The 21,352-nt window shown below is 71.6% G+C and carries 18 protein-coding genes; 1 reads left to right on the top strand and 17 read right to left on the bottom strand.

The genetic code is table 11. The annotated features are described in order from the left end of the window. From ABZU91_RS26715 to ABZU91_RS26705, 3 genes are all read right to left on the bottom strand, one after another. Window positions 1-1,122: a sugar ABC transporter permease gene (locus tag ABZU91_RS26715; protein WP_355245926.1), complete on the bottom strand. Its 1,122-nt coding sequence runs from the start codon at window positions 1,120-1,122 to the stop codon at window positions 1-3. 72 nt (window positions 1,123-1,194) lie between these two features. Continuing rightward, window positions 1,195-2,445, bottom strand: a complete 1,251-nt coding sequence (locus ABZU91_RS26710) for an extracellular solute-binding protein (RefSeq protein WP_355245923.1) — start codon at window positions 2,443-2,445, stop codon at window positions 1,195-1,197. Between the two features lie 26 nt (window positions 2,446-2,471). Then, complete coding sequence (locus ABZU91_RS26705; protein ID WP_355245920.1) at window positions 2,472-3,458, bottom strand: substrate-binding domain-containing protein; 987 nt, start codon at window positions 3,456-3,458, stop codon at window positions 2,472-2,474. A gap of 145 nt (window positions 3,459-3,603) precedes the next feature. On the opposite strand from ABZU91_RS26705, the gene ABZU91_RS26700 reads away from it, so the two are divergent. Then, window positions 3,604-5,706 carry a glycogen debranching N-terminal domain-containing protein gene (locus ABZU91_RS26700; protein WP_355245917.1) on the top strand — a complete coding sequence of 701 codons (2,103 nt, stop codon included), beginning with the start codon at window positions 3,604-3,606 and terminating at the stop codon, window positions 5,704-5,706. 210 nt (window positions 5,707-5,916) lie between these two features. Here the strand turns inward: ABZU91_RS26700 and dapB are convergent, their stop codons facing one another. From dapB to ABZU91_RS26630, 14 genes are all read right to left on the bottom strand, one after another. Beyond that, on the bottom strand, window positions 5,917-6,669 hold the full coding sequence (dapB, locus tag ABZU91_RS26695) for a 4-hydroxy-tetrahydrodipicolinate reductase (protein ID WP_355245914.1): 753 nt from the start codon (window positions 6,667-6,669) through the stop codon (window positions 5,917-5,919). 60 nt (window positions 6,670-6,729) lie between these two features. Next, window positions 6,730-8,127 (bottom strand): pitrilysin family protein, encoded by a 1,398-nt coding sequence (locus ABZU91_RS26690; protein WP_355245911.1) that lies wholly within the window; start codon window positions 8,125-8,127, stop codon window positions 6,730-6,732. A gap of 47 nt (window positions 8,128-8,174) precedes the next feature. Continuing rightward, window positions 8,175-10,565 (bottom strand): polyribonucleotide nucleotidyltransferase, encoded by a 2,391-nt coding sequence (locus ABZU91_RS26685; RefSeq protein WP_355245909.1) that lies wholly within the window; start codon window positions 10,563-10,565, stop codon window positions 8,175-8,177. A 227-nt stretch (window positions 10,566-10,792) separates the two neighbouring features. Then, window positions 10,793-11,062 carry a 30S ribosomal protein S15 gene (gene rpsO / locus ABZU91_RS26680; RefSeq protein ID WP_007456699.1) on the bottom strand — a complete coding sequence of 90 codons (270 nt, stop codon included), beginning with the start codon at window positions 11,060-11,062 and terminating at the stop codon, window positions 10,793-10,795. 191 nt (window positions 11,063-11,253) lie between these two features. After that, complete coding sequence (locus ABZU91_RS26675) at window positions 11,254-12,183, bottom strand: bifunctional riboflavin kinase/FAD synthetase (RefSeq protein WP_355245905.1); 930 nt, start codon at window positions 12,181-12,183, stop codon at window positions 11,254-11,256. 78 nt (window positions 12,184-12,261) lie between these two features. Next, entirely contained in the window at window positions 12,262-13,146 is an 885-nt protein-coding gene (gene truB, locus ABZU91_RS26670) for a tRNA pseudouridine(55) synthase TruB (protein WP_355245903.1), read from the bottom strand. A gap of 31 nt (window positions 13,147-13,177) precedes the next feature. Further along, complete coding sequence (locus tag ABZU91_RS26665) at window positions 13,178-14,500, bottom strand: MATE family efflux transporter (protein ID WP_355245900.1); 1,323 nt, start codon at window positions 14,498-14,500, stop codon at window positions 13,178-13,180. A gap of 588 nt (window positions 14,501-15,088) precedes the next feature. Continuing rightward, on the bottom strand, window positions 15,089-15,298 hold the full coding sequence (locus ABZU91_RS26660; RefSeq protein WP_355245992.1) for a DUF6186 family protein: 210 nt from the start codon (window positions 15,296-15,298) through the stop codon (window positions 15,089-15,091). Continuing rightward, window positions 15,298-15,705, bottom strand: a complete 408-nt coding sequence (locus tag ABZU91_RS26655; RefSeq protein ID WP_355245897.1) for a hypothetical protein — start codon at window positions 15,703-15,705, stop codon at window positions 15,298-15,300. Before ABZU91_RS26655 ends, ABZU91_RS26660 begins: the two co-directional genes overlap by 1 nt. 126 nt (window positions 15,706-15,831) lie before the next feature. Further along, on the bottom strand, window positions 15,832-16,890 hold the full coding sequence (locus ABZU91_RS26650; RefSeq protein WP_355245895.1) for a bifunctional oligoribonuclease/PAP phosphatase NrnA: 1,059 nt from the start codon (window positions 16,888-16,890) through the stop codon (window positions 15,832-15,834). Next, window positions 16,887-17,387: a 30S ribosome-binding factor RbfA gene (gene rbfA, locus ABZU91_RS26645; RefSeq protein ID WP_355245892.1), complete on the bottom strand. Its 501-nt coding sequence runs from the start codon at window positions 17,385-17,387 to the stop codon at window positions 16,887-16,889. The genes ABZU91_RS26650 and rbfA overlap by 4 nt, the downstream gene beginning before the upstream one ends. Window positions 17,388-17,513: 126 nt before the next feature. Then, window positions 17,514-17,810 carry a DUF503 domain-containing protein gene (locus tag ABZU91_RS26640; protein ID WP_355245889.1) on the bottom strand — a complete coding sequence of 99 codons (297 nt, stop codon included), beginning with the start codon at window positions 17,808-17,810 and terminating at the stop codon, window positions 17,514-17,516. Window positions 17,811-17,900: 90 nt separating this feature from the next. After that, window positions 17,901-20,918 carry a translation initiation factor IF-2 gene (gene infB / locus ABZU91_RS26635; RefSeq protein WP_355245887.1) on the bottom strand — a complete coding sequence of 1,006 codons (3,018 nt, stop codon included), beginning with the start codon at window positions 20,916-20,918 and terminating at the stop codon, window positions 17,901-17,903. Between the two features lie 93 nt (window positions 20,919-21,011). Next, window positions 21,012-21,344 carry a YlxR family protein gene (locus ABZU91_RS26630; protein ID WP_355245884.1) on the bottom strand — a complete coding sequence of 111 codons (333 nt, stop codon included), beginning with the start codon at window positions 21,342-21,344 and terminating at the stop codon, window positions 21,012-21,014. Window positions 21,345-21,352: the final 8 nt, after the last annotated feature.

Raw genomic sequence — 21,352 nt, 5'->3', positions numbered from 1 at the left:
TCAGGACCTCTCCGGTACGCGCCGACGCCGCCAGCCGCGGCGCGGCCGGTCACTGTCCCGCTCGGCCAGCGCACGGCGCTGGACCAGCGTGAGCACGATGATGATCAGGAACAGCACGAAGGAGATCGCCGCCCCGGAGCCGTAGTCGAAGTCCCGGAAGGCGGTCCGGTACGACAGGTACGCCGGAGTGAGGGTGGTCTTGGCCGGGTCACCCTGACTCATGACGTACACCTGGTCGAAGACCTGCCAGGAGCCGATCAGGCCGAGGGTGAGCACCAGGAAGGTGGTGGGCCTGATCATCGGCAGCGTGACGTAGCGGAACCGCTGCCAGCGGGACGCGCCGTCGAGGGTGCTCGCCTCGTCCAGCGTCACCGGGACGTTCTGGAGCCCGGCCAGGAACATCAGCATGAACGTGCCGGAGGTCGTCCAGACGACCAGCGTGATGATCGAGGTCATCGCCACACTCGGGCCGGCCAGCCAGTCCCACCAGCTCAGCCCGAACGGGCCGCCGTCGGTGAGCGCCGTCGGGGGCGTGTCGACGCCGACCGCGCCGAACAGCAGGTGCAGTACGCCCCGCGAGTCGGCGAACCACTCGGGTCCGTCGATCCCGACGAAGCCGAGCAGCGCGTTCACCGCGCCCGAGTTGGCGAACAGGAACAGGAACACCACGCTGATCGCGACCGAGCTGGTGACCGAGGGGAAGTAGAAGGCGCTGCGGAAGAAGCTCTTGCCCCTGAGCATCCGGTTGTTGACGACAAGCGCCAGCCCCAGCGCGAGCACGGTCTGCGCCGGCACGACGATCGCCACGTAGTAGATGGTGTTGCGGATGCTCGTCATGAAGTCACGGCGAGCCAGCCCGTCCTCGGTGAACAACTGGGTGTAGTTGCGGCCGCCGACGAACGGGACGTCGCCGGTGAACGGGCTGCCCTGACCGTTCCAGTCGGTGAGGCTGACCCAGAGCGCCATCAGGATCGGCAGCAGCAGGAACAGCCCCAGGATGACGATCACCGGTGCGACGAACAGCCAGCCGGCGACGTTCTCGTTGCCGCGGATGCCACCACGGCGGCGGCGGGGAGCCGCACCGGGCGCGGTGGCCGCGGCGGTCAGTGTCTCGGTTGCCATCTTCCCTCCCTTCCTTTCCTCGGGCCGACGGTGCGAGGGGCCCCGCTCGTCGTCGGGGCCCCCACCGTCACCTCAGCTGCCGCCGAGCGCCGCCTTGGCGTTCTTGTCGAAGTTCTGCAGAACGGCCTTCGGGTCACCGTTGGCGAGGCCCTGCAGACCGGTGTCCAGGTCCTTGAGGACGCTGTCCATCTTCGGAGCGTTGACCGGACCCTGGGCGTACGCGGCACCGTCGATGAAGACCTTGTCGCCCGGGGAGGCGGCGATGTACTGGTCGCGCACCGACTGCCGCGACGGCATAACACCGACCGCCTTGGCGAACGTCAACTGCTGCTCACCGGCGGTCATCGCCTCGACGAACTTGATCGCCTGGTCCTTGTACTTGCTCTTCGCCGCGATGCCCCAGCACTGGGTGAACGAGAGGGTGCCCTGACCACTCGGGCCGGCCGGCAGCGGCACCACCTTGTACTTCACGTTCGGGAAGTCGTTCTGCATGGCGCCCTTGATCCAGTTGCCCTCGATCGTCATCACGGCCTTGCCCTTGCCGAACGCCTCACCCGACCAGCCCGAGTCGAGCTGCTTCGGGTACTTCGCCAGACCGGAGGTGAGCAGGGTCTTGACGTACTCCAGGGCCGCCAGGTTCTTCGCGCTGTCGGCGGTCGGCTGCTTGCCGTCCTCGCTCATCAGCCAGCCACCGTTCTGCACCAGGAAGGCGCCGATCCGGTCCCGGGTGTCGCCGAGCGCCAGGGCGACCTGCCCCTTCGCCTTGATCTTCTGGGCGGTCGTCGTGAGCTGGTCCCAGGTGGTCGGCACGTCGGCGTCGGTCAGCCCGGCCTTCGCCCAGAGGTCGGTGTTGATCTGCAGGGCCAGGGTGGAGAAGTCCTTGGGCGCGCAGTAGAGCTTGCCGTCGTAGCTGAACGTCATCCGCAGGCTCTCGTAGAAGTCGCCCTTGTCCGAGATCTTGTCGCCGTACGGCTCCAGCGCGCCGACGCTGGCGTAGTCGGCGAAGCGGGCCGCGTCGACGTAGAAGACGTCCGGCGGGGTGCCGCCGGCGAGGGCCTGGCCGAGCTGCTGGGTGAGGTCCTGCGCCGGGGTGACCGTCGCGGTGTTGCCGGAGCTGTTGGCCCATGTGGCGGCGGCGTCCTGCACGGCCTTGGTCTCGGCGTCGCCCGAGGAGCCGATGAGGATCTGCAGGCTCGCCGGGCCGCTGGACTGGGCGGCGTCGCCAGAGGAGTCGTCGAAGCCGCTGCCGCAGGCCGCGGAGCCGAGCAGTGCGACGGCGGCGAGGCCGGCGACCGCTGCCCGGGTGAGGGTTCTGGGTGCCATGGGTTTCTCCTGGTGAGGGGGTGGGGTTACGCGGTGTGCCGCAGTGCCAGTGAGGGCGCGAGCAGCACGGGGGTGGGCGTCTGGTTGCCGTCGAGGACACCGGTGAGCAGGTCCACGCAGCGGGCGGCGGCCTCGCCGAGTGGTTGGCTGACGCTGGCCAGGCCGATCGCGGCGGCCACCGGCGTGTCGTCGAAGCCGATCACCGAGACCGGCGGGTCGAGGTCGCGGATCGCCTGGAGCGCGCCGAGGGCGAGCGAGTCGCTGGCGCACACCACGGCGGTCGGCGCCTCGGCGGCGAGCAGGTCACGCATGAGACGTTCCCCCTCGCTGACGCTGTCCTCGGTCTCCCGGTGCAGCCCCGCCGGGTCGACGCCGGCGGCGTGCAACGTGTCGTGCCAGCCGGCGCGCCGGTCGTCGCCGACACCGGAGCCGGCCGGCCAACCGATGAACGCGATCCGCCGGTGCCCGGCGTCCAGCAGGTGGCGGGTGGCCGCGGCGGTGCCGGCCGCACCGTCCACGTCGACCCAGGGGTGCGCGTCGAGCGCGTCCCACGGACGACCGAACGTCACGAAGGGCACCTCCCGCTCGGCCAGCCAGGCGGTACGTGGGTCGCCGTACTTGGTGCCGACCAGCACGAACGCGTCCAGCTCGTACGTGCCGAGCAGGTCGTCGTAGGTGGCGATCTCCCGCTCGTCGTCGGGGGCGGTGTAGAGCAGCACCCGGTAGCCGGCGGCGTCGGCGGTCTCGGTGAGGCCGTGCAGGAAGCGGTCGAGCACCGAGCCGTTGATGCCGTCGCGGGTCGGTTCGATCCGGGCGGCGATGAGTCGGGACCGGCCGGTGCGCATCTGCCGGGCGGCCTGATTGGCCCGGTAGCCGAGCGCGGTGATGGCGTCCTCGACCCGCTGGCGGGTCTCCTGCCGCACGATGTGGGGAGAGTTGAGCACGTTGGAGACCGTTTGGCGGCTCACTCGGGCGTGCCGGGCCACCGTCGCGATGGTTACCTTCTCGGGCACTTTATCCCTCTCGCCGTCTTGAACGATCCAATTTGGATAGTGCAGGATTAGATCGTTCAAGTTTCTGGAATGTTTCGCACTTTGCACCGCCGGGGGCGCGTTGTCAAGACGTCCGCCCCGCACCCTGAGGATCTGGAGCCGCACCGTGATCGAACGCCAGCTGCAACCCCTTCTGCACGAGTTGGTGGGGGTGGTGCTCGCCCCCACCAGCGCGCTGGGGGACGCGACCGGGCAGATCCGCCCGACCGGTGTCCAGGGGGTCTTCCACGCCGACGCGCGCGTGCTCTCCCGAGCCGAGCTGCGCGTGGACGACCAGGAGTTGGAGGGGCTGACCCACGGCGAGGACGGCCCGCACGGCACCCGCTTCGTGGGCCTGGCCCGCTGGCTCGGCGACCCCACGCCCGACCCCACCGTGCGTGTCGACCGCTCCCGCCGGGCCACCCGCAATGGCCTCACCGAGGAGCTGCGGATCGTCTCCACCGCCACGATCGGCGTACGGGCCACCGTCAGCGTCGACCTCGCCTGCGACCTGGCACCCATCGAGGTGGTCAAGTCCGGCGGAGTCGCCGCGCCGCTGGAGGCGAAGACCGGCCAACCAGGCGTGCTCACCTGGACTGCCGAGGGGACCACCGTCACCGTCAGCGCCCCGGACGCCGATGTCCTCGCCACCGGCGAGCGGGCCACCGCGCCCCGACTGACCTGGCCGATCGAGCTGCCTCCACGAGGCGAGACGGTGCTGCGCTGGCAGTTGACCGTCGCGGACCCGCGCGCCGTGGTGGTCGGCCCGGCCGGCGAACCGGAGTGGTCCCGGCCGGAGGTGACCGCCGACGACCGGCGGCTGGTCCGACTCCTCGACCGCAGCCTGGACGACCTGCGTGGCCTACGCCTGGCCGAGACCGGCGCACCCGGGGACGTCTTCCTCGGCGCCGGCGTGCCCTGGTTCCTCACCCTGTTCGGCCGGGACAGCCTCTGGGCCGCCCGGATGATGCTGCCGCTCGGCACCGACCTGGCCGCCGGCACCCTGCGCGTACTCGCTCGCCGCCAGGGCACCCACGTCGACCCGGCCACCGGGGAGGCCCCCGGCAAGATCCTGCACGAGCTGCGGCGGCACGAGTTCGCGCTGCCCGACGACGGGCTTCGGCTGCCGCCGGCCTACTACGGCACCGTCGACGCCACCATGCTCTGGGTCAACCTGCTGCACGACGCGTGGCGTTGGGGCCTGCCGGCCGAGCAGGTCGAGCCGCTGCTGCCGCACCTTCAGGCCGCGCTGCGCTGGCTCGGCGAGCACGCCGACCCGGACGGCGACGGCCTGGTCGAGTACGTCGACACCACCGGCCACGGACTGTCCAACCAGGGCTGGAAGGACTCCGGCGACGCCGTACGCTTCCACGACGGTTCGCTGGCCACCGCCCCGATCGTGCTGGCCGAGGTCCAGGGGTACGCGCACGAGGCGGCGGTGAACGGCGCCGCACTCCTGGACGCCTTCGGTCGCCCGGACGGGGACCGCTGGCGCGAACACGCCGCCGGCCTCGCCCGCCGGTTCCGGGACAACTTCTGGGTCGACGGCCCGTACGGCCCGCAGCCCGCGCTGGCCCTCGACCGGGACAAGCGCCCCGTCGACTCGCTGACCAGCAACATCGGGCACCTGCTCGGCACCGGCCTGCTCGACGCCGACGAGGAGGGACAGATCGCCCGCCTGCTCACCACGGACACGCTGGCCGGCGGTTTCGGACTACGGACGATGTCCACCGACGACGCCGGCTTCAGCCCGCTGTCGTACCACTGCGGTTCGATCTGGACCCACGACACCGCGATCGTGCTCGCCGGCCTGGCCCGGGGCGGGCACTCCGAGGCCGCCCTCGGCCTGGCCGAGGGACTGCTCTCGGCGGCGGAGGCGTTCGACTACCGGATGCCGGAGCTGTACGGCGGCGACGACCGGACCCTGCTGAGCCGCCCGGTGCCGTATCCGGCGGCCTGCCGTCCGCAGGCATGGGCCGCGGCCGGTGCGGTCCTGCTCCTCCAGGCCGCGACGGGCCTCTACCCGGACGTGCCGGGCGGCACGGTCCGGCTGACGCCGCTGGCCGGCCCCGAACTCGGCGCGCTGCACGTGGACAACCTCCGCGTAGCCGGCACACCGGTGAGTGTCACCGTCAACCAAACCGGAAACGCCCAGGTGAAGGGCCTCCCCACCCCCCTGACCCCAACCCTCCCCACCCAACGCAACCCCAAAACCCCCCTCCCGCGATAACCCCGCCCTCACCCTCGCCCTCGCCCCCGCCCTCGCCCTCGCCCCCCGCCCCCGCCCCCGCCCCCGCCGATCTTGCACTTTCTGCTGTCGATATGTACGGGACGCATGCTTATGTCCCCACCGAAAGTGCAAGATCGGCGGGGTTGGGGTGGGGTGTGGGGTGTGGTGGCGGGGTGGGGTGGGGTGGGGGTGTGGCGGTTGTTGAGGCCGTTAGGCGAGGAGGGGGTCCAGGCCGATGGTCAGGCCGGGGCGGTTGCGCACCGCGCGGACGGCCAGCAGCACTCCGGGCATGAAGGACGCCCGGTCGTACGAGTCGTGCCGGATCGTCAACGTCTCACCGGTGGTGCCGAAGAGCACCTCCTGGTGGGCGACGAGGCCGGTGGCGCGTACGGCGTGGACGCGTACCCCGTCGATGTCGGCGCCCCGCGCGCCCGGGACCTCGTCCTTCGTCGCGTCCGGAACCGGGCCGAGGCCGGCCTCGGCGCGAGCCTGGGCGATCTGCCGGGCGGTGTGCGTGGCGGTGCCGCTCGGGGCGTCCAGCTTGCGCGGGTGGTGCTGCTCGATGATCTCGACGGACTCGAAGTGCCGGGCGGCCCGCGCGGCGAACTGCATCATCAGCACCGCGCCGATGCCGAAGTTCGGGGCGATGACCACGCCGACCTCCGGCTTGTCGGCCAGCCAGCCGCGCACCTGCTCCAACCGCTGCTCGGTGAAGCCGGTGGTGCCCACGACCGCGTTGATGCCCTGGCCGATGGCCCACTCGAGGTTGTTCATGACCACGTCCGGCGTGGTGAAGTCGACGACCACCTGAGCGGCGGACGCGGCGTCGAGGCCGTCGCCCTGGTCGACCGCGGCGGCCAGGTCGAGATCGTCAGCCGCGTCGACGGCCTTGCAGACCTCGACGCCCATCCGACCACGGGCACCGAAAACGCCGACCCGGGTCTTCCCCTGCTCGTCAGTCACGGGGCACAACCTATCCCAATCGGGACGTGCCCTTCCGGCCGGTACAGATCCCGACGGGTCTCAGCCGGCGAAGTCGCCCTCGCCGAACGGGCCGACCACGGCCAGCGACATCGGCCGGCTCAGCAGCTCGGCGGCGAGGCTGTTCACGTCCGCGACGCTGACCTCGTCGACCCGGCGGAGCAGCTCGTCCACCGGCATCAGGTCGCCGTAGAGCAGCTCCCCCTTGGCCAGTCGGCTCATCCGTGAACCGGTGTCCTCGAGGCCGAGCACGAACGAGCCCTTGCTCATGCCCTTGCCCCGGGCCACCTCGGCCTCGGTCAACCCGTCGGCGGCCACCCGGGCCAGCTCGGCGCGGGTCAGGGCCAGCACCTCGTCCACCTTGCCCGGGGCGCAGCCGGCGTAGACGGCGAACAGGCCGCTGTCGGCGTACTGGCTGGCGTAGGAGTAGACCGAGTACGCCAGGCCGCGCTGCTCGCGGATCTCCTGAAAGAGGCGGCTCGACATGCCGCCGCCGAGCACGTTGTTGAGCACACCGAGGGCGAAGCGCCGGTCGTCGGTGCGGTCGATGCCGGGGCAGCCCAGCAGGACGTGCGCCTGCTCGGTCTCCTTCGGCTCCACCAGGGTGGTGGCCGGCTTGGTGCGTACCGCCGGGGTGGACGCGCGGTGTGCGGCCGGCGCGGCCGGGTCGCTGTCCAACGGCGTGCCGCGCACGGCCTGGCGGACCAGCTTGATCACCGCGGCGTGGTCGAGGTTGCCGGCGGCGGCGATGACGATCTGCGGCGCCGTGTAGCGACCCCGGTAGAAGGCCTGGATCTGCCGGCGGGTCATCGGCGTGACGGTCTCCTCGGTGCCGGAGATCAGTCGACCCAGCGGGTGGTCGCCGTAGACCGCGCGGGCGAAGAGGTCGTGCACCTCGTCACCGGGCTCGTCGTCGTGCATGGCGATCTCCTCCAGGATCACGCCACGCTCGGTCTCCACGTCGGCCGGCTCCAACAGGGAGTCGGCGACCAGGTCGCACATCACGTCGATCGCCAGCGGCAGGTCCTCGTCCAGCACCCGGGCGTAGTAGCAGGTGTATTCCTTCGTGGTGAAGGCGTTCGTCTCGCCACCGACCGCCTCGATCTGCGACGAGATCTCCAGCGCGGTCCGCTTGTGGGTGCCCTTGAAGAGCAGGTGCTCCAGGAAGTGCGCGGCACCGGCCTGCGGACGGGTCTCGTCCCGCGAGCCCACCGCCACCCAGATGCCGAAGGAGACGCTGCGCATCGTCGGGATCGCCTCGGTGAGCACGCGCAGACCGCTGGGCAGCACGGTACGTCGTACCGTGCCGCCCAGCGGGTCGTCGCTCAGCGTCCGGGTAACCGCGCGGGCGGTGCCGCCGGAGCGGACCGCCGCGGTGTCCCGAGACGGTGCCACCCCCCGTCGATCCGGTGGAAACGGCGCACTGAAGGCCCGACTCACGTGGTGCTCCCGGTTCGACGAGGGGTGGGTGTTACAGGTGCTGGTGGTCAGCTGTGCCGGGTCCGGCGACGCGGACGCTCGCCGCCCTCGCCACCACCCTCGCCGCCGCCGTTGCCGCCCTCGCCGCCGCGCTCCGGGCCACGCCCGCCGCGGTCACCGCCACGCTCGCGGTCACCCCGGTCACGCGGACCCCGGTCGCCCCGGTCCCGGCCGGACGGACGGTCGCCACCGGCGGCCTCACCGGCTGCCGGCGCCTCGGCGCCCTCCGGACGGACCTTGTCCAGGTAGATCTTGCCGCGGGCGTCGATGTCCGCGATCTCGACCTCGACCCGGTCGCCCACGTTGAGGAAGTCCTCGACGCGCTCGACCCGCTTGCCGTCGCCCACCTTGGAGATGTGCAGCAGGCCGTCACGCCCCGGCAGCAGTGAGATGAACGCACCGAACGCGGCGGTCTTGACCACCGTGCCGAGGAACCGCTCGCCCTGCTTCGGCAGCGTCGGGTTGGCGATCCCGTTGATCCGGTCCACGGCCGCCTGGGCCGACGGCCCGTTGGTGGCGCCGACGTAGATCGTGCCGTCGTCCTCGATGGAGATCTCGGCGCCGGTCTCGTCCTGGATCGCGTTGATGGTCTGACCCTTCGGGCCGATCACCATGCCGATCTTGTCCACCGGGATCTTGACGGTGGTGACCCGCGGCGCGTAGTCGGACATCTCGGCCGGAGCCTCGATGGCCGCCTTCATGACGCCGAGGATGACCTGCCGGGCCTCGTTGGCCTGCTGCAACGCGGCGGCCAGCACGTCCGACGGGATGCCGTTGAGCTTGGTGTCGAGCTGCAGCGCGGTGACGAACTCCGGCGTACCAGCGACCTTGAAGTCCATGTCACCGAACGCGTCCTCGGCACCGAGGATGTCGGTCAGCGTCACGTACTGGGTCTTGCCGTCCACCTCGTCAGAGATGAGCCCCATGGCGATGCCGGCGACCGGCGCCTTCAGCGGCACACCGGCCGAGAGCAGGCCCAGCGTCGAGGCGCAGACCGAACCCATCGAGGTGGAGCCGTTCGAGCCCAGCGCCTCGGAGACCTGCCGGATGGCGTACGGGAACTCCTCGCGCGACGGCAGCACCGGGATCAGCGCACGCTCGGCGAGCGCCCCGTGGCCGATCTCGCGCCGCTTCGGCGAGCCGACCCGGCCGGTCTCACCGGTCGAGTACGGCGGGAAGTTGTAGTTGTGCATGTAGCGCTTGCGGTTCTCCGGGGACAGCGTGTCCACCATCTGCTCCATGCGGAGCATGTTCAGCGTGGTGACGCCCAGGATCTGGGTCTCACCGCGCTCGAACAACGCCGAACCGTGCACCCGGGGCAGCACGCCGACCTCGGCGGTCAGCGCGCGGATGTCGCGCGGGCCCCGGCCGTCCATGCGGACCTGCTCACGCAGCACGCGGTTGCGCACCTCGGACTTGGTCAGCGACCGGAAGGCAGCGGACAGCTCCTTCTCCCGACCCTCGAACCGAGCGCCCAACTCCTCGGCGACCCGGGCCTTGACGCGGTCCAGGGCCTCCTCGCGGTCGGCCTTGCCGGCGATGGTGATCGCCTCGGCGACCTCGCCACGGGCCAGGTCGGCGACGGCGTCGTACACGTCGTCCTGGTAGTCCAGGAAGACCGGGAACTCGGTGACCGGCTTGGCGGCGACCTCGGCCAGCTCGGCCTGCGCGCGGCACAGCTCGCGGATGGCGGGCTTGGCGGCCTCGAGGCCGCTGGCGACGACCTCCTCGGTCGGGGCGGTGGCACCGGCCGAGATCAGGGCGACGGCGTTCGGCGTGGCCTCGGCCTCGACCATCATGATCGCGACGTCGCCGTCCTCGAGCGTGCGGCCGGCCACGACCATGTCGAAGGTGGCGCGGGCCAGCTCCTCCAGGGTCGGGAAGGCGACCCACTGGCCGTCGATGTGGGCGACGCGGGTCGCACCGATCGGGCCGGAGAACGGCAGGCCGGACAGCTTGGTCGACATCGAGGCGGCGTTGATGGCCACGACGTCGTACGGGTGCTGCGGGTCGAGCGCGAGGATGGTCTCGACGACCTGGACCTCGTTGCGCAGGCCCTTGACGAACGACGGGCGCAGCGGCCGGTCGATGAGCCGGCAGGTGAGGATCGCGTCCTCGCTGGGCCGACCCTCACGGCGGAAGAACGAGCCGGGAATGCGGCCCGCGGCGTACATCCGCTCCTCGACGTCGACGGTCAGCGGGAAGAAGTCGAACTGCTCCTTCGGGTGCTTACCGGCGGTGGTGGCGGAGAGGACCACCGTCTCGCCCAGCTGGGCGATGACGGAACCGGCGGCCTGGCGGGCCAGCCGACCGGTGGAGAAGGTGATCTCACGGGTGCCGAAGGCCCCGTTGTCGATCACGGCGGTGCGGGATTCGGTGCCGAGTTTGGTCTCGGTCATGTGCTGTCGTGCTCCTTCGCGTCGTGGGCCCGCGACGTCGGGGAGCTGCTCAGCCGGCCGGTCTTCGATCGAAGCGCCCGGGTGGCCGGCTTACTGCCGGGTTCCCGGGGGCCACTACCGGAGACCGGTACGCTGACCGGCTCCCTCTCGGGTGGTCGCGCGGCCCGTGTTTCTTTCAGGTGGGACGCCGATCGGGGGAGCGGCCGGTCGGCCACTCCCCCGTCACGTCACCGGCGCAGGCCGAGCCGCTCGATGAGCGTCCGGTAGCGGGCAATGTCCTTCTTCTGGACGTAGTTGAGCAGCCGACGGCGACGGCCGACCAGCAGCAGCAGCCCACGGCGGCTGTGGTGGTCGTGCTTGTGCACCTTCAGGTGCTCGGTCAGCTCGGCGATCCGCTTGGTGAGGACCGCGACCTGGACCTCCGGCGAACCGGTGTCGCCCTCGGCGGTCGCGTACTCCGCGCGGATGCTGGCCTTGGCTTCCTGGTCGAGCGCCATGTTCTCCCTGTTTCGATGGGTTGATCAAGTAGGTGTCCGTCGTCCCGATGAGACCGGGAACGGACCGGTACCTCGCACCCGCGGCGTCGAGCAGGCACGCGAGGCCCCACGCCGGTCACCCGACGTCCCCGCAAGACTACCAGCACCCGCGGGTAACACCCGGCCAAGGGCCCGCGCGGCCTCGCCGATGATCAGCTCAGCGCGCGCCGGGTGCGCTCGACGTCCTCTTCGATCTGGGCGATCAGGGGCTCGATCGAGTCGTATCGGACCTGCCCACGCAGGTGCGTCACGAAGTCCAGCGCCAACCGCTCGCCGTAGAGATCACCGGAGAAGTCCAGCGCGTACGCCTCCACCCGCCGCTCCCGCCCGGAGAAGGTCGGGTTGGTGCCGACCGACACCGCGGCCATCAGCGGCTCGGGCTGGCCGCGGCGGATCATGCGGGCCGCGTACACCCCGTCGGCGGGCACCGCCGCGTACCGGTGGCAGAGCAGGTTCGCGGTGGGGAAGCCCAGCACCCGGCCGCGCTGGTCACCACGGACCACGACGCCCTCGACCCGGTGCGCCCGACCCAGCGCTCCCGCCGCCGTCCCCACGTCACCCGCGTCGACGCAGGAGCGGATGTACGTGGAGGAGAAGACCGTCCCGTCCTCGGCGATCAGCGGGCTGCCCTCCACCCCGAAGCCGAAGGTCTGGCCCAGCCGTTCCAGCAACGCCACGTCGCCGGCCGCGCGGTGCCCGAAGCGGAAGTTGTTGCCGACCACCACCAGCGCCGCGTGCAGATTCTCGACCAGGATGTCGTGCGCGAACTGCTCGGGGGGCAGCCGGGAGAACTCGGGAGTGAACGGCACCACGCAGAGCACGTCCACGCCGAGCGCCTCGATCAACTCGGCCTTGCGGGCCGGCTCGGTGAGGATCGCCGGGTGCGAGCCCGGGCGGACCACCTCGGCCGGGTGCGGGTCGAAGGTGACCACCACCGACTGCACGCCCAGCTCCCGGGCCCGGGACACGGCGTGCCCGATGGTCGCCTGGTGCCCCTTGTGCACGCCGTCGAAGACGCCGATGGTGACGACCGAGCGCCCCCATCCTCCGGGCGCCGCGTCGTACCCCCGCCACCGCTGCATGCCAATCCTCTCCTGCTGTCCCGCGCATCGGCGGGTCGACTGCGCCGACCGGGGGGCCGGCGGACCTGCGTCCCGCCGTCAGGCCGGGGCGAGCACGATCTCCGCGCGAGCCCGGCCGTCCCGCTCGCTGACGATAGCGATGAGGCCACCGGTCGGCCCGAAGACGGCGTACGGCCCGGCGATGCCGGCCGGGTCCAACGGACCCCCGTGGCCGAGCACCTTGGCCTCGTCGGGGGTCGCGTCGCGGCGGGGGAAGAACCGGTCGGCCGCCGCGTCCAGCGGCAGGTTGACCACCTCCGGGGCGCGCTGTTCCAGGTCGTCGAGGGTGGCCGCCTCGGCGAGGGCGAACCCACCGACCGCGGTCCGGCGTAGCGCGGTGAGATGGCCGCCGACACCGAGGGCCAGGCCCGCGTCCCGCGCGATGGCCCGGATGTACGTGCCCGAGGAGCAGGTCACGTCGACGTCCACGTCGACCACGTCGGACTCGCCGCGGCGGATCGCCAGCACCTCAAGCCGGGAGATGGTGACCCGCCGGGCCGGCAGCTCGACGCTCTCGCCGTCGCGTACCCGCTTGTACGCCCGCTGCCCGTCGATCTTGATGGCGCTGACCGCGCTCGGCACCTGGTCGACCTCGCCGCTCAGGGCGGTCAGCGCGGCGCGGATGGCCTCGTCGGTGACGTGACCGGCCGGGGTCGTGGCGATCACGTCGCCCTCGGCGTCGTCGGTGACGGTGGCCTGGCCGAGCCGGATGGTGCCGGTGTAGCTCTTGCCCGCGCCGATCACGTAGGTCAGCAGGCGGGTGGCACGGCCGACGCCGATCACCAGCACGCCGGTGGCCATCGGGTCGAGGGTGCCGCCGTGCCCGACGCGCCGGGTCCTGGCGAGTCGGCGGATTCGCGCCACCACGTCGTGCGACGTCATGCCGCCGGGCTTGTCGACGACGATCAGACCATCGGTGCTCACGTCGCCCAAGCCTGCCAGACGCGGGCGTCGGTCATCGGACGGCCCCGACCACCGCCCAGCCGCCGGAGCGCACCCGCAGCAGCAGGGCGACAAGTCGAACCACCACGAACAGGGTGAGCCCCGCCCAGATACCCCCGAGCCCCAGGTCGAGCACGTACGCCAGCCAGATGGCGGGCAGGAAACCGCCGAGCGCCGCCACGATGGTGAGGTTGCGCAGGTAGCGGACGTCGCCGGCCCCGATCAACACGCCGTCGAGCGCGAACACCACCCCGGCCAGCGGCAGCATGGCGACGAACCACGGCCAGGCGATCATGGCCTGCTCGCGTACCTGCGTGTCGGAGCTGAACCAGGACGGCACGACGCCCGCCCCGGCGGCGATCACCAGGGCGAAGGCGATGCCGCAGACGCCGCCGAGCAGTCCGATCCGCCGGGCCAGCGCCCGCGCGCCCGCCGCGTCACCGGACCCGAGCGCGGCGCCGACCAGGGACTGCGCGGCGATGGCGAGGGCGTCGAGCACCAGCGCCGTGAAGAACCACAGTTGCAGGGCGATCTGGTGGGCGCCGACGGCGGCAGCGCCGAAACGGGCGGCGACCGCCGTCGCGGAGAGGAAGCTGGCCTGGAACGCCAGGCCCCGGATCAGCAGGTCCCGGCTGAGGACGAGCTGGTCGCGGATCAGGTGCGGCCGGGGTCGCAGCGACACCCGCTCGGCGACAAGCGCCCCGGCGAAGAGCACTCCGGAGAGGGTCTGCGCGACCGCGTTGGCGACCGCCGAGCCGGGCAGGCCGAGGCCGGCGGGGTAGACCAGCAGCGGGCAGAGCAGCGCGGAGACCAGGTTGGGGCCGAGCACGAAGTACAACGGGCGGCGGGTGTTCTGCACGCCGCGCAGCCAGCCGTTGCCGGCCGCGGCGAGCAGCAGGCCGGGAGCGCCGAGCGCCGCGATGCGCAGCCACTGAGCGGCGGCGCCGGCCACGTCGCCACCACCTCCGGCGAGGGTACGCGCCAACGCGCCCCCGCCGATCTGCATGCCGATCGCGACCAGCAGCCCGACGCCGAGCGCCAGCCAGGACGACTGCACTCCCTCGGCCACCGCCGCCGCCCGGTCGCCAGCGCCGAAGCGGCGGGCCGAGCGCCCCGTGGTGCCGTACGCGACGACTGTCCCGAGCCAGGCGGTGAGCGTCATCACGGTGCCGCCGACGGCGAGCGCGGCGAGGGGCACCCGACCGAGGTGCCCGACGACGGCGGTGTCGACGAGCACGTAGAGCGGCTCGGCGGCGAGCACCACGAGCGCCGGGAGGGCGAGACTCGCGATCCGGCGTGGTGAGGCGGATCGGTCGACGGTGGGGGTCTGGCTCATCGCCGCCGATCGTGGCACGAGCGCAGTAAGGACCGCAACCCTGCGGGATGCTTACCCCAAGTGCCGAGCCAACAGCAGCGCCCAATCTCGTCGATCTTGCACTTTCTGCTGGCGAAATGCGGCTTTGAGCCGGCTTTGGCACCACAGCATGTGCAAGATCGGCAGACCGGGTTGGGTGTGGGGTGTGGGGGTTTTGGTCTGCTTGGGCCGGGGAGGGGGAGGGAGGGGGTTACTGGCGGGTGTCCATTGACGTTTGCAGCGCGCGGCGGGCCTGCTCGCGGGCGTCGTCGGTGGTCTCGGGCTTGGGCTTGTTCGGCATGGTGGCGCTCCTTCCAGGGTGCGAGCCACCGGCGCGCGGCGGCCCTCACGGGCGGTCGTGCTGAGCGCCCCACGACGGTCCGGGGTTACCGGAGCAGCCGATCGGGCAGCTGGAGCCCGGGTCGGTCCGACCCTGGAGGGAGGCAGCGCGAGGTGTGGCACCACCGCCCACGACCTGCACCACAACGCGATGCGGGCCGTCTCCCAAGTTATCGTTCAGGTCCATATGCTGCCCACGGTTCCCGCCATGTGGACGCTTCGCAGCCCGCCTCAACGGGCCAGGAAGTGCCAGCCCAGCCACCACCAGAAACCGAACAGACCGATCCTGCCCACCGGGACCGGCCCGACCTCGTAGCGCATGACGTACGCGCACACGTCGCCCAGCGTGGGAACCCGGGAATCCTCCCGCCGGGCCAGCCACTCGACCACGACGAAGAGGGCCAGCGCGGTCAGGAAACCGCCGATCGCAAGGGCCCGCATCATCGCCGCACCAACCCCCAGAACGCGGCCAACCAGGCGAACCACGCCGCCGAGCGGGTCAGATGATCTTCCAACAGAGGATCGGCGAGCCGCGAGAAGGTAGGAAAGTCGTCGCCCACCGCCAGCACGAACGTCGCGCCCTCGAAGACCCCGAAGATCACCACCGGGAGAGCCCACCACGCCGCCTGAGCGCCCAGCCGGGGCGGCGCCGGACGCCGGGGCACCCGGTTGCTCAGACCGAGCCAGATCAACACCCCGCCGGTGCCGAGCGTGTAGAGATTCGCCTCGGTGGAGAACGACGCGAACCGACCGCCGACGAGGGACAGGCAGAGGAGAACCGGAACGGAGACGGCGGGCCGGTCCCAGGCTCGGGGGGCCTCCACGGTGAGGTCGTGCGGCTGCTCCATCCCGCAATTCTTCCCGGTCTCACGCAGCGCGGGAAGACCAACACTCCCCGGAGCTGACCCTGAACTTGCCGCCCCACGCGCAGCCCCGATCGACACCGCCACCCGAGCGGGACGGGCCGCGCACGGTCAGGCGACGCCAGCGATCAGCGCCGCGACCAGCTCGCCGCGGATCGCGTCCACGACCTGCTCGGCGCTCCCCCGGCCGGTGAACCCGGCCGCGAACGTGTGGCCACCGCCACCCAACGCGACCGCCACACGGCTGACGTTCACCGCGCCCTTGCTGCGCATCGACACCGCCCACTCGTCGGGCGCGGTCTGCTTCAACACGCAGCTCACGTCCGCCTCGGCGGTGCACCGCACCGAGTCGATGAGCGCCTCCAACACGTACGGCCGCTGGTCGTGGCGGGCCAGGTCGTCGAGGGTGGCGAAGGTCCAGACCAGCCCTCGACCGGCCGCGGCGGCCGGCTCCAGACGGGCGCGGCCGAGCACCTCTCCGAAGAGGCGGACCGCGCCGAAGGGCCTGGTGTCGAAGACCCGCCGGGAGATGTCACCGGGCGAGATGCCGGTGGCGAGCAGCCGGGCGGCCAACTGGTGTACGGCCGGAGTGGTCGCCTCGAATCGGAACGAGCCGGTGTCCGTGGTCAGCGCCACGTACAGGCACTCGGCGATGGCCCGATCCACAGTCACGCCCAGCCGCGCCAACAGCCGATCGGCGACCACCGACGTGGCCGCGGCCCTCGGGTCGACCAGGTTGACCGTGCCGAAGCCCGAATTCGAGGCGTGGTGGTCGAGCACCAACGCGGCACCTGCCGTCGACAGGCGGTCGGCCAGCTCGCCGAGGCGCGACTCGCTCGCCGCGTCGAAGCAGATCACCAGATCCGGTGCCGGATCGGCGGCGGCCGCCGGGACCAGCAGCTCCGCCCCGGGCAGACCTCGGAACGGTTCGGGCACCTCCGGCGGCCCGGGAAAGGTCGCCTGCAACCGGTGTACGCCGAGCTGACGCAGACCCAGACCGAAGCCGAGCATGCTGCCCAGCGCGTCACCGTCCGGGTTGACGTGACAGATCAACAACACCCGGCCGGCCGACGGAAGGGCGCGGATCAGCGCCTCGGCAGCCGCCCAGTCCGCCTCGGCCGGGCCGACGTCGACCGTCGCGGCGAGTTGGGCACCGGCGGCGCCCGTCACCGCGCTGCCCCACCCCGGGGGGTCTCCGTGACATCGGCGGCCCCGTCGGCCTCATCCGTCTCGTCGGTCTCTTCGGTCTCGTCGTCGACCCGGTACGGCTGCGCCTCGCCCGCGTACTCCGCCCGGGCGGCGATCCGCTGCACCTCCGCGTCGGCGTTGCGGGCGGCGGCGAGCAGGTCGTCGATGTGCTTGACCTGGTCCTGCACGTCGTCGAGGACGAACGTCAGCGTCGGCGAGTGCCGCAGCCCGAGCGCCTTGCCGACCGTGCTGCGCAGCAGCCCCTTGGCGCTCTCCAGGGCGGCTGCGGTGTCCGCCTGGGCCACCGCGTCACCCAGCACCGTGTAGAAGACCGTCGCGTCGCGCAGGTCAGCGGTGATCCGGGCGTCGGTAATGGTGATCATGCCCAGGCGCGGGTCCTTGATCTGGCTCCGCACCACCGAAGCGACCAGCTCACGCACCCGTTCCGCGTGCCGGCGTACCTTGGCCGGATCAGACATCTCGCCACCTCCACGGCGTCCCGCTCCCGGCCGGCCCGGCGACCCGCAGGCCGCCGGCCGACCGACCAACATCTCGAACACTACCTTCGTGGCGGCACCGGTCGCCGGGCACCGCCGGCCCGTGGGTCAGTCGTCGTCCACGCCGTACAACCGGCGTCGAACCGACAGCAACTCGACCTCGGGGCGCGCGGCCACCAGGTGCTCACACGAGTCGAGCACCTCGCGGACGTGCGCCGCCTCTGCGGCGACCACGGCCACCGCTACCTCCGCTCGACCGTGCAGGTCGAGCGCACCCACCTCGGCGGCCGAGACCTCGAAGCGGCGCAGCGCCGCCACGATCGGCCGTACATATGATCTCTTGGTTTTGAGCGACCGGGAGTCGCCCGGCAGCAGCAGGTCGAAGACCGCGGTTCCGGTGAACATCGCCTGGGACGATACCGCCAACCCGCCCCGCATGATCAAGGGGTTTACGCCAGACGGCGTAAACCCCTTGATCAGCGTGTCACTACCGGATCAGGCGCGAACCTTCTCCCGCATCTCGAAGGTCTCGATGACGTCGCCGACCTGGACGTTGTTGTAACCACCCAGGGTCAGACCACACTCGAAGCCCTCGCGGACCTCGGTGGCGTCGTCCTTGAACCGCTTGAGCGAGGTGATCGTGAGGTTGTCCGCCACGACCGTCCCGTCCCGAAGCAGTCGAGCCTTCGCGTTGCGTCGGATGATGCCCGACCGGACGATGCAACCGGAGATGTTGCCGATCTTGGACGAGCGGAACACGTCGCGGATCTCCGCGGAGCCCAGCTCGACCTCCTCGTACTCCGGCTTGAGCAGGCCCTTGAGCGCTGCCTCGATCTCCTCGATGGCCTGGTAGATGACCGTGTAGTACCGGATCTCCACGCCCTCGCGGTCGGCCATCTCGCGGACCTTGTTCGAGGCCCGAACGTTGAAGCCGATGATCGTGACCGGCTCGGACGACGCACTGGCGAGCATGACGTTGCTCTCCGTGATCGCACCGACGCCCCGGTCGAGGACCTTGAGCTGGACCTCCTCGGGGATGTCGAGGTTGAACAGCGCGTCCTCGAGGGCCTCCACCGAACCGGAGACATCGCCCTTGAGGATGAGGTTGAGCGAGGTCTTCTCACCCTCCTTGAGCTGCTCCATGAGCGTCTCAAGAGTGGCCCGGCCACGGGAGTTGGCGAAGGACGCCGCCCGCCGCCGTGCCTGCCGCTGCTCGGCGATCTGCCGCACCGTACGGTCGTCCGCCGCGGCGAGGAACGTGTCACCCGCACCGGGCGGCGCGGTCAGACCCAGAACCATGACCGGACGCGCCGGACCAGCCTCGGAGAGCTGGTTGCCGTTCTCGTCGAGCATGGCCCGGACCCGGCCGTGCGCCCCACCGGCGACGATCGAGTCGCCCGCCCGCAGGGTGCCCTTCTGCACCAGCACCGTCGCCACCGCACCGCGGCCCTTGTCCAGGTGCGCCTCGATGGCCACACCCTGCGCCGGCCCGTCGATCGGAGCGGTCAGCTCCAGCGACGCGTCGGCGGTCAGCAGGACGGCCTCGAGCAGTTCCTCGATGCCGATGCCCGGCTTGGCGGCCACGTTGACGAACATGGTGTCGCCGCCGTACTCCTCGGCGACCAGTCCGTACTCGGTCAGCTGCTGGCGGACCTTGTCCGGGTTGGCGTCCGGCTTGTCGACCTTGTTGACCGCGACCACGATCGGCACGTCGGCCGCCTTGGCGTGGTTCAACGCCTCGATGGTCTGCGGCATCACGCCGTCGTCGGCCGCGACGACCAGGATCACGATGTCCGTGACCTGGGCACCACGGGCACGCATGGCGGTGAACGCCTCGTGACCCGGGGTGTCGATGAACGTGACCGCCCGGTCCTCGCCCTCGTGCGGGACGTGGACCTGGTAGGCACCGATGTGCTGGGTGATGCCACCCGCCTCGCCGGCCACGACGTTCGCCTTGCGGATGGCGTCGAGCAGCTTGGTCTTACCGTGGTCGACGTGACCCATGACGGTCACCACCGGCGCACGGCTGACCAGACGCTCCTCGGCCACCTCCGCGTCGAGGTCGATGTTGAACTGCGCGAGCAGCTCGCGGTCCTCGTCCTCCGGGCTGACGATCTGGATGTCGAAGCCCAGGTGCTCACCCAGCAGGTGCAGGGTGTCGTCAGAACAGGACTGGGTCGCGGTGACCATCTCGCCCAGGTTGAACATCTCCTGGACCAGCGAACCCGGGTTGGCGTTGATCTTGTCGGCGAAGTCCGACAGCGAGGCGCCACGGGAGAGCCGGACGACCTGACCCTGACCCCGGGGAGCACCCGAGCTCATGGTCGGAGCCGACAGGTTGTCGAACTCCTGTCTGCGCTGCTTCTTGGACTTGCGACCGCGCGTCGGCCGACCACCCGGACGCCCGAAGGCACCCGCGGCGCCGCCGCCACGGCCACGACCGCCCGCACCCGGACGACCGCCGCCACCGGCCGGACCACCCGGACGGAAACCGCCACCGGGAGCACCGCCACCGCCGCCGGGACCGCCACGGTAGCCACCGCCACCGCCGGCACCCGCGCCGCCACCGGGGCCGCCGCGGTAACCGCCACCGCCACCGGCGCCACCGCCGGGACCGCCACGGAAACCACCGCCACCGCCACCGGGACGACCGGCGCCACCGCCACCGGGGCGACCAGCGCCACCGGGGCCGGGACGACCGGCGGCCGGACGCTGACTCGGCATGGACGCCGGGCTGGGCCGCGGCGGCATGGAGTTCGGGCTCGGCCGCGGCGGCATACCCGCCGGGCTGTTCGGCCGGGGGCCACCCGCACCGGCGGCCGGCGGCCGCTGCTGCTGGCCGCCCTGGATGCCGAACGGGTTGTTGCCGGCACCGCGCGCCGGCGGACGACCGCCGGGGCGGGCACCCGGACCGGGAGCCGGCGTGTTCGGACGAGCTGCCGGTGAACCGGGACGGGGCGGCATCGCCGCGGGACCCGGCCGAGGACCGGGCCGGTTGCCGTCAGCCGGAGGCTCCCGGCGGACGGGGTTGTCACGCTGCTGCTGGCGGGCGGCCTGCGCGGCCTTGACCGCGGCCTCCTGCTCAGCCTTCAGCGCGGCGGCACGCGCCTCCGCGGCCGCCACCTCGATGTCGTGAGCACTCGCCGGCTTGGCGACCGGGGCCGCCGACTGCGGCGCACCGGGCACCGGACCCTTGGGCTTCGGACCGGGTACCGGCGCGGCCGGCCGCCGAGGCGGCATCGGCCTGGCCGAGACCCGGGGCGCGCCCGGGGTCGGAGACGGCGTCGGGGTCGGCGTCGAAGCCGGCGTCGGCGCGGGCGCCGACGGGGCTGCCGGCGCCGAAGCACCGGCGGACGCGACGAATGCGTTCCTCAGCCGTCGGGCGACGGGCGCCTCGACCGTGCTGGACGCGGACTTGACGAACTCGCCCATCTCCTTGAGCTTGGCGAGAACGGTCTTACTCTCGACCCCGAGCTCTTTTGCAAGCTCGTGTACGCGGGCCTTGCCTGCCACTGCACTCCTCACTCCGAGGTCGTGCGGGCAGCACCCGCAGCGACCTCACTCGTGCACTTGAAGCCTGGTCATTTCAGGGACTTCATCGTGTGCTCATGTCGGTCGTCCTACCCTGCTAGCGACCCTCGCCCGGTCGGGCTGACCGGACGTAGTGGTTGGCGCATCGACGTGCTCTGCCAGCACACCGTGGTCGAGGACCTCGGTGATGCGCAGCGCTCGCCCGAAGGCGCGGCGCCGCACCGCCAGCGCGAAGCAGGCCGGATCCGGGTGCATGTTCGCTCCCCGACCCGGCAGCCTGCGGCGCGGATCAGGCCGGAGGCTGTGACCAGCCTCGTTTCCGATCGCGACGACCCGCAGCAATTCGCTGGCCGGCGCACGTTGCCGGCAACCCACACAGGTGCGCTCCGGCTGAGTGCGTCGTACCACTGGAAGAA

Source organism: Micromonospora sp. NPDC005174 (assembly GCF_040608495.1).
Lineage (GTDB): Bacteria > Actinomycetota > Actinomycetes > Mycobacteriales > Micromonosporaceae > Micromonospora.
The sequence above is the reverse complement of the archived record's forward strand: the minus strand, read 5'-3'. Positions and strand labels throughout refer to the sequence as shown.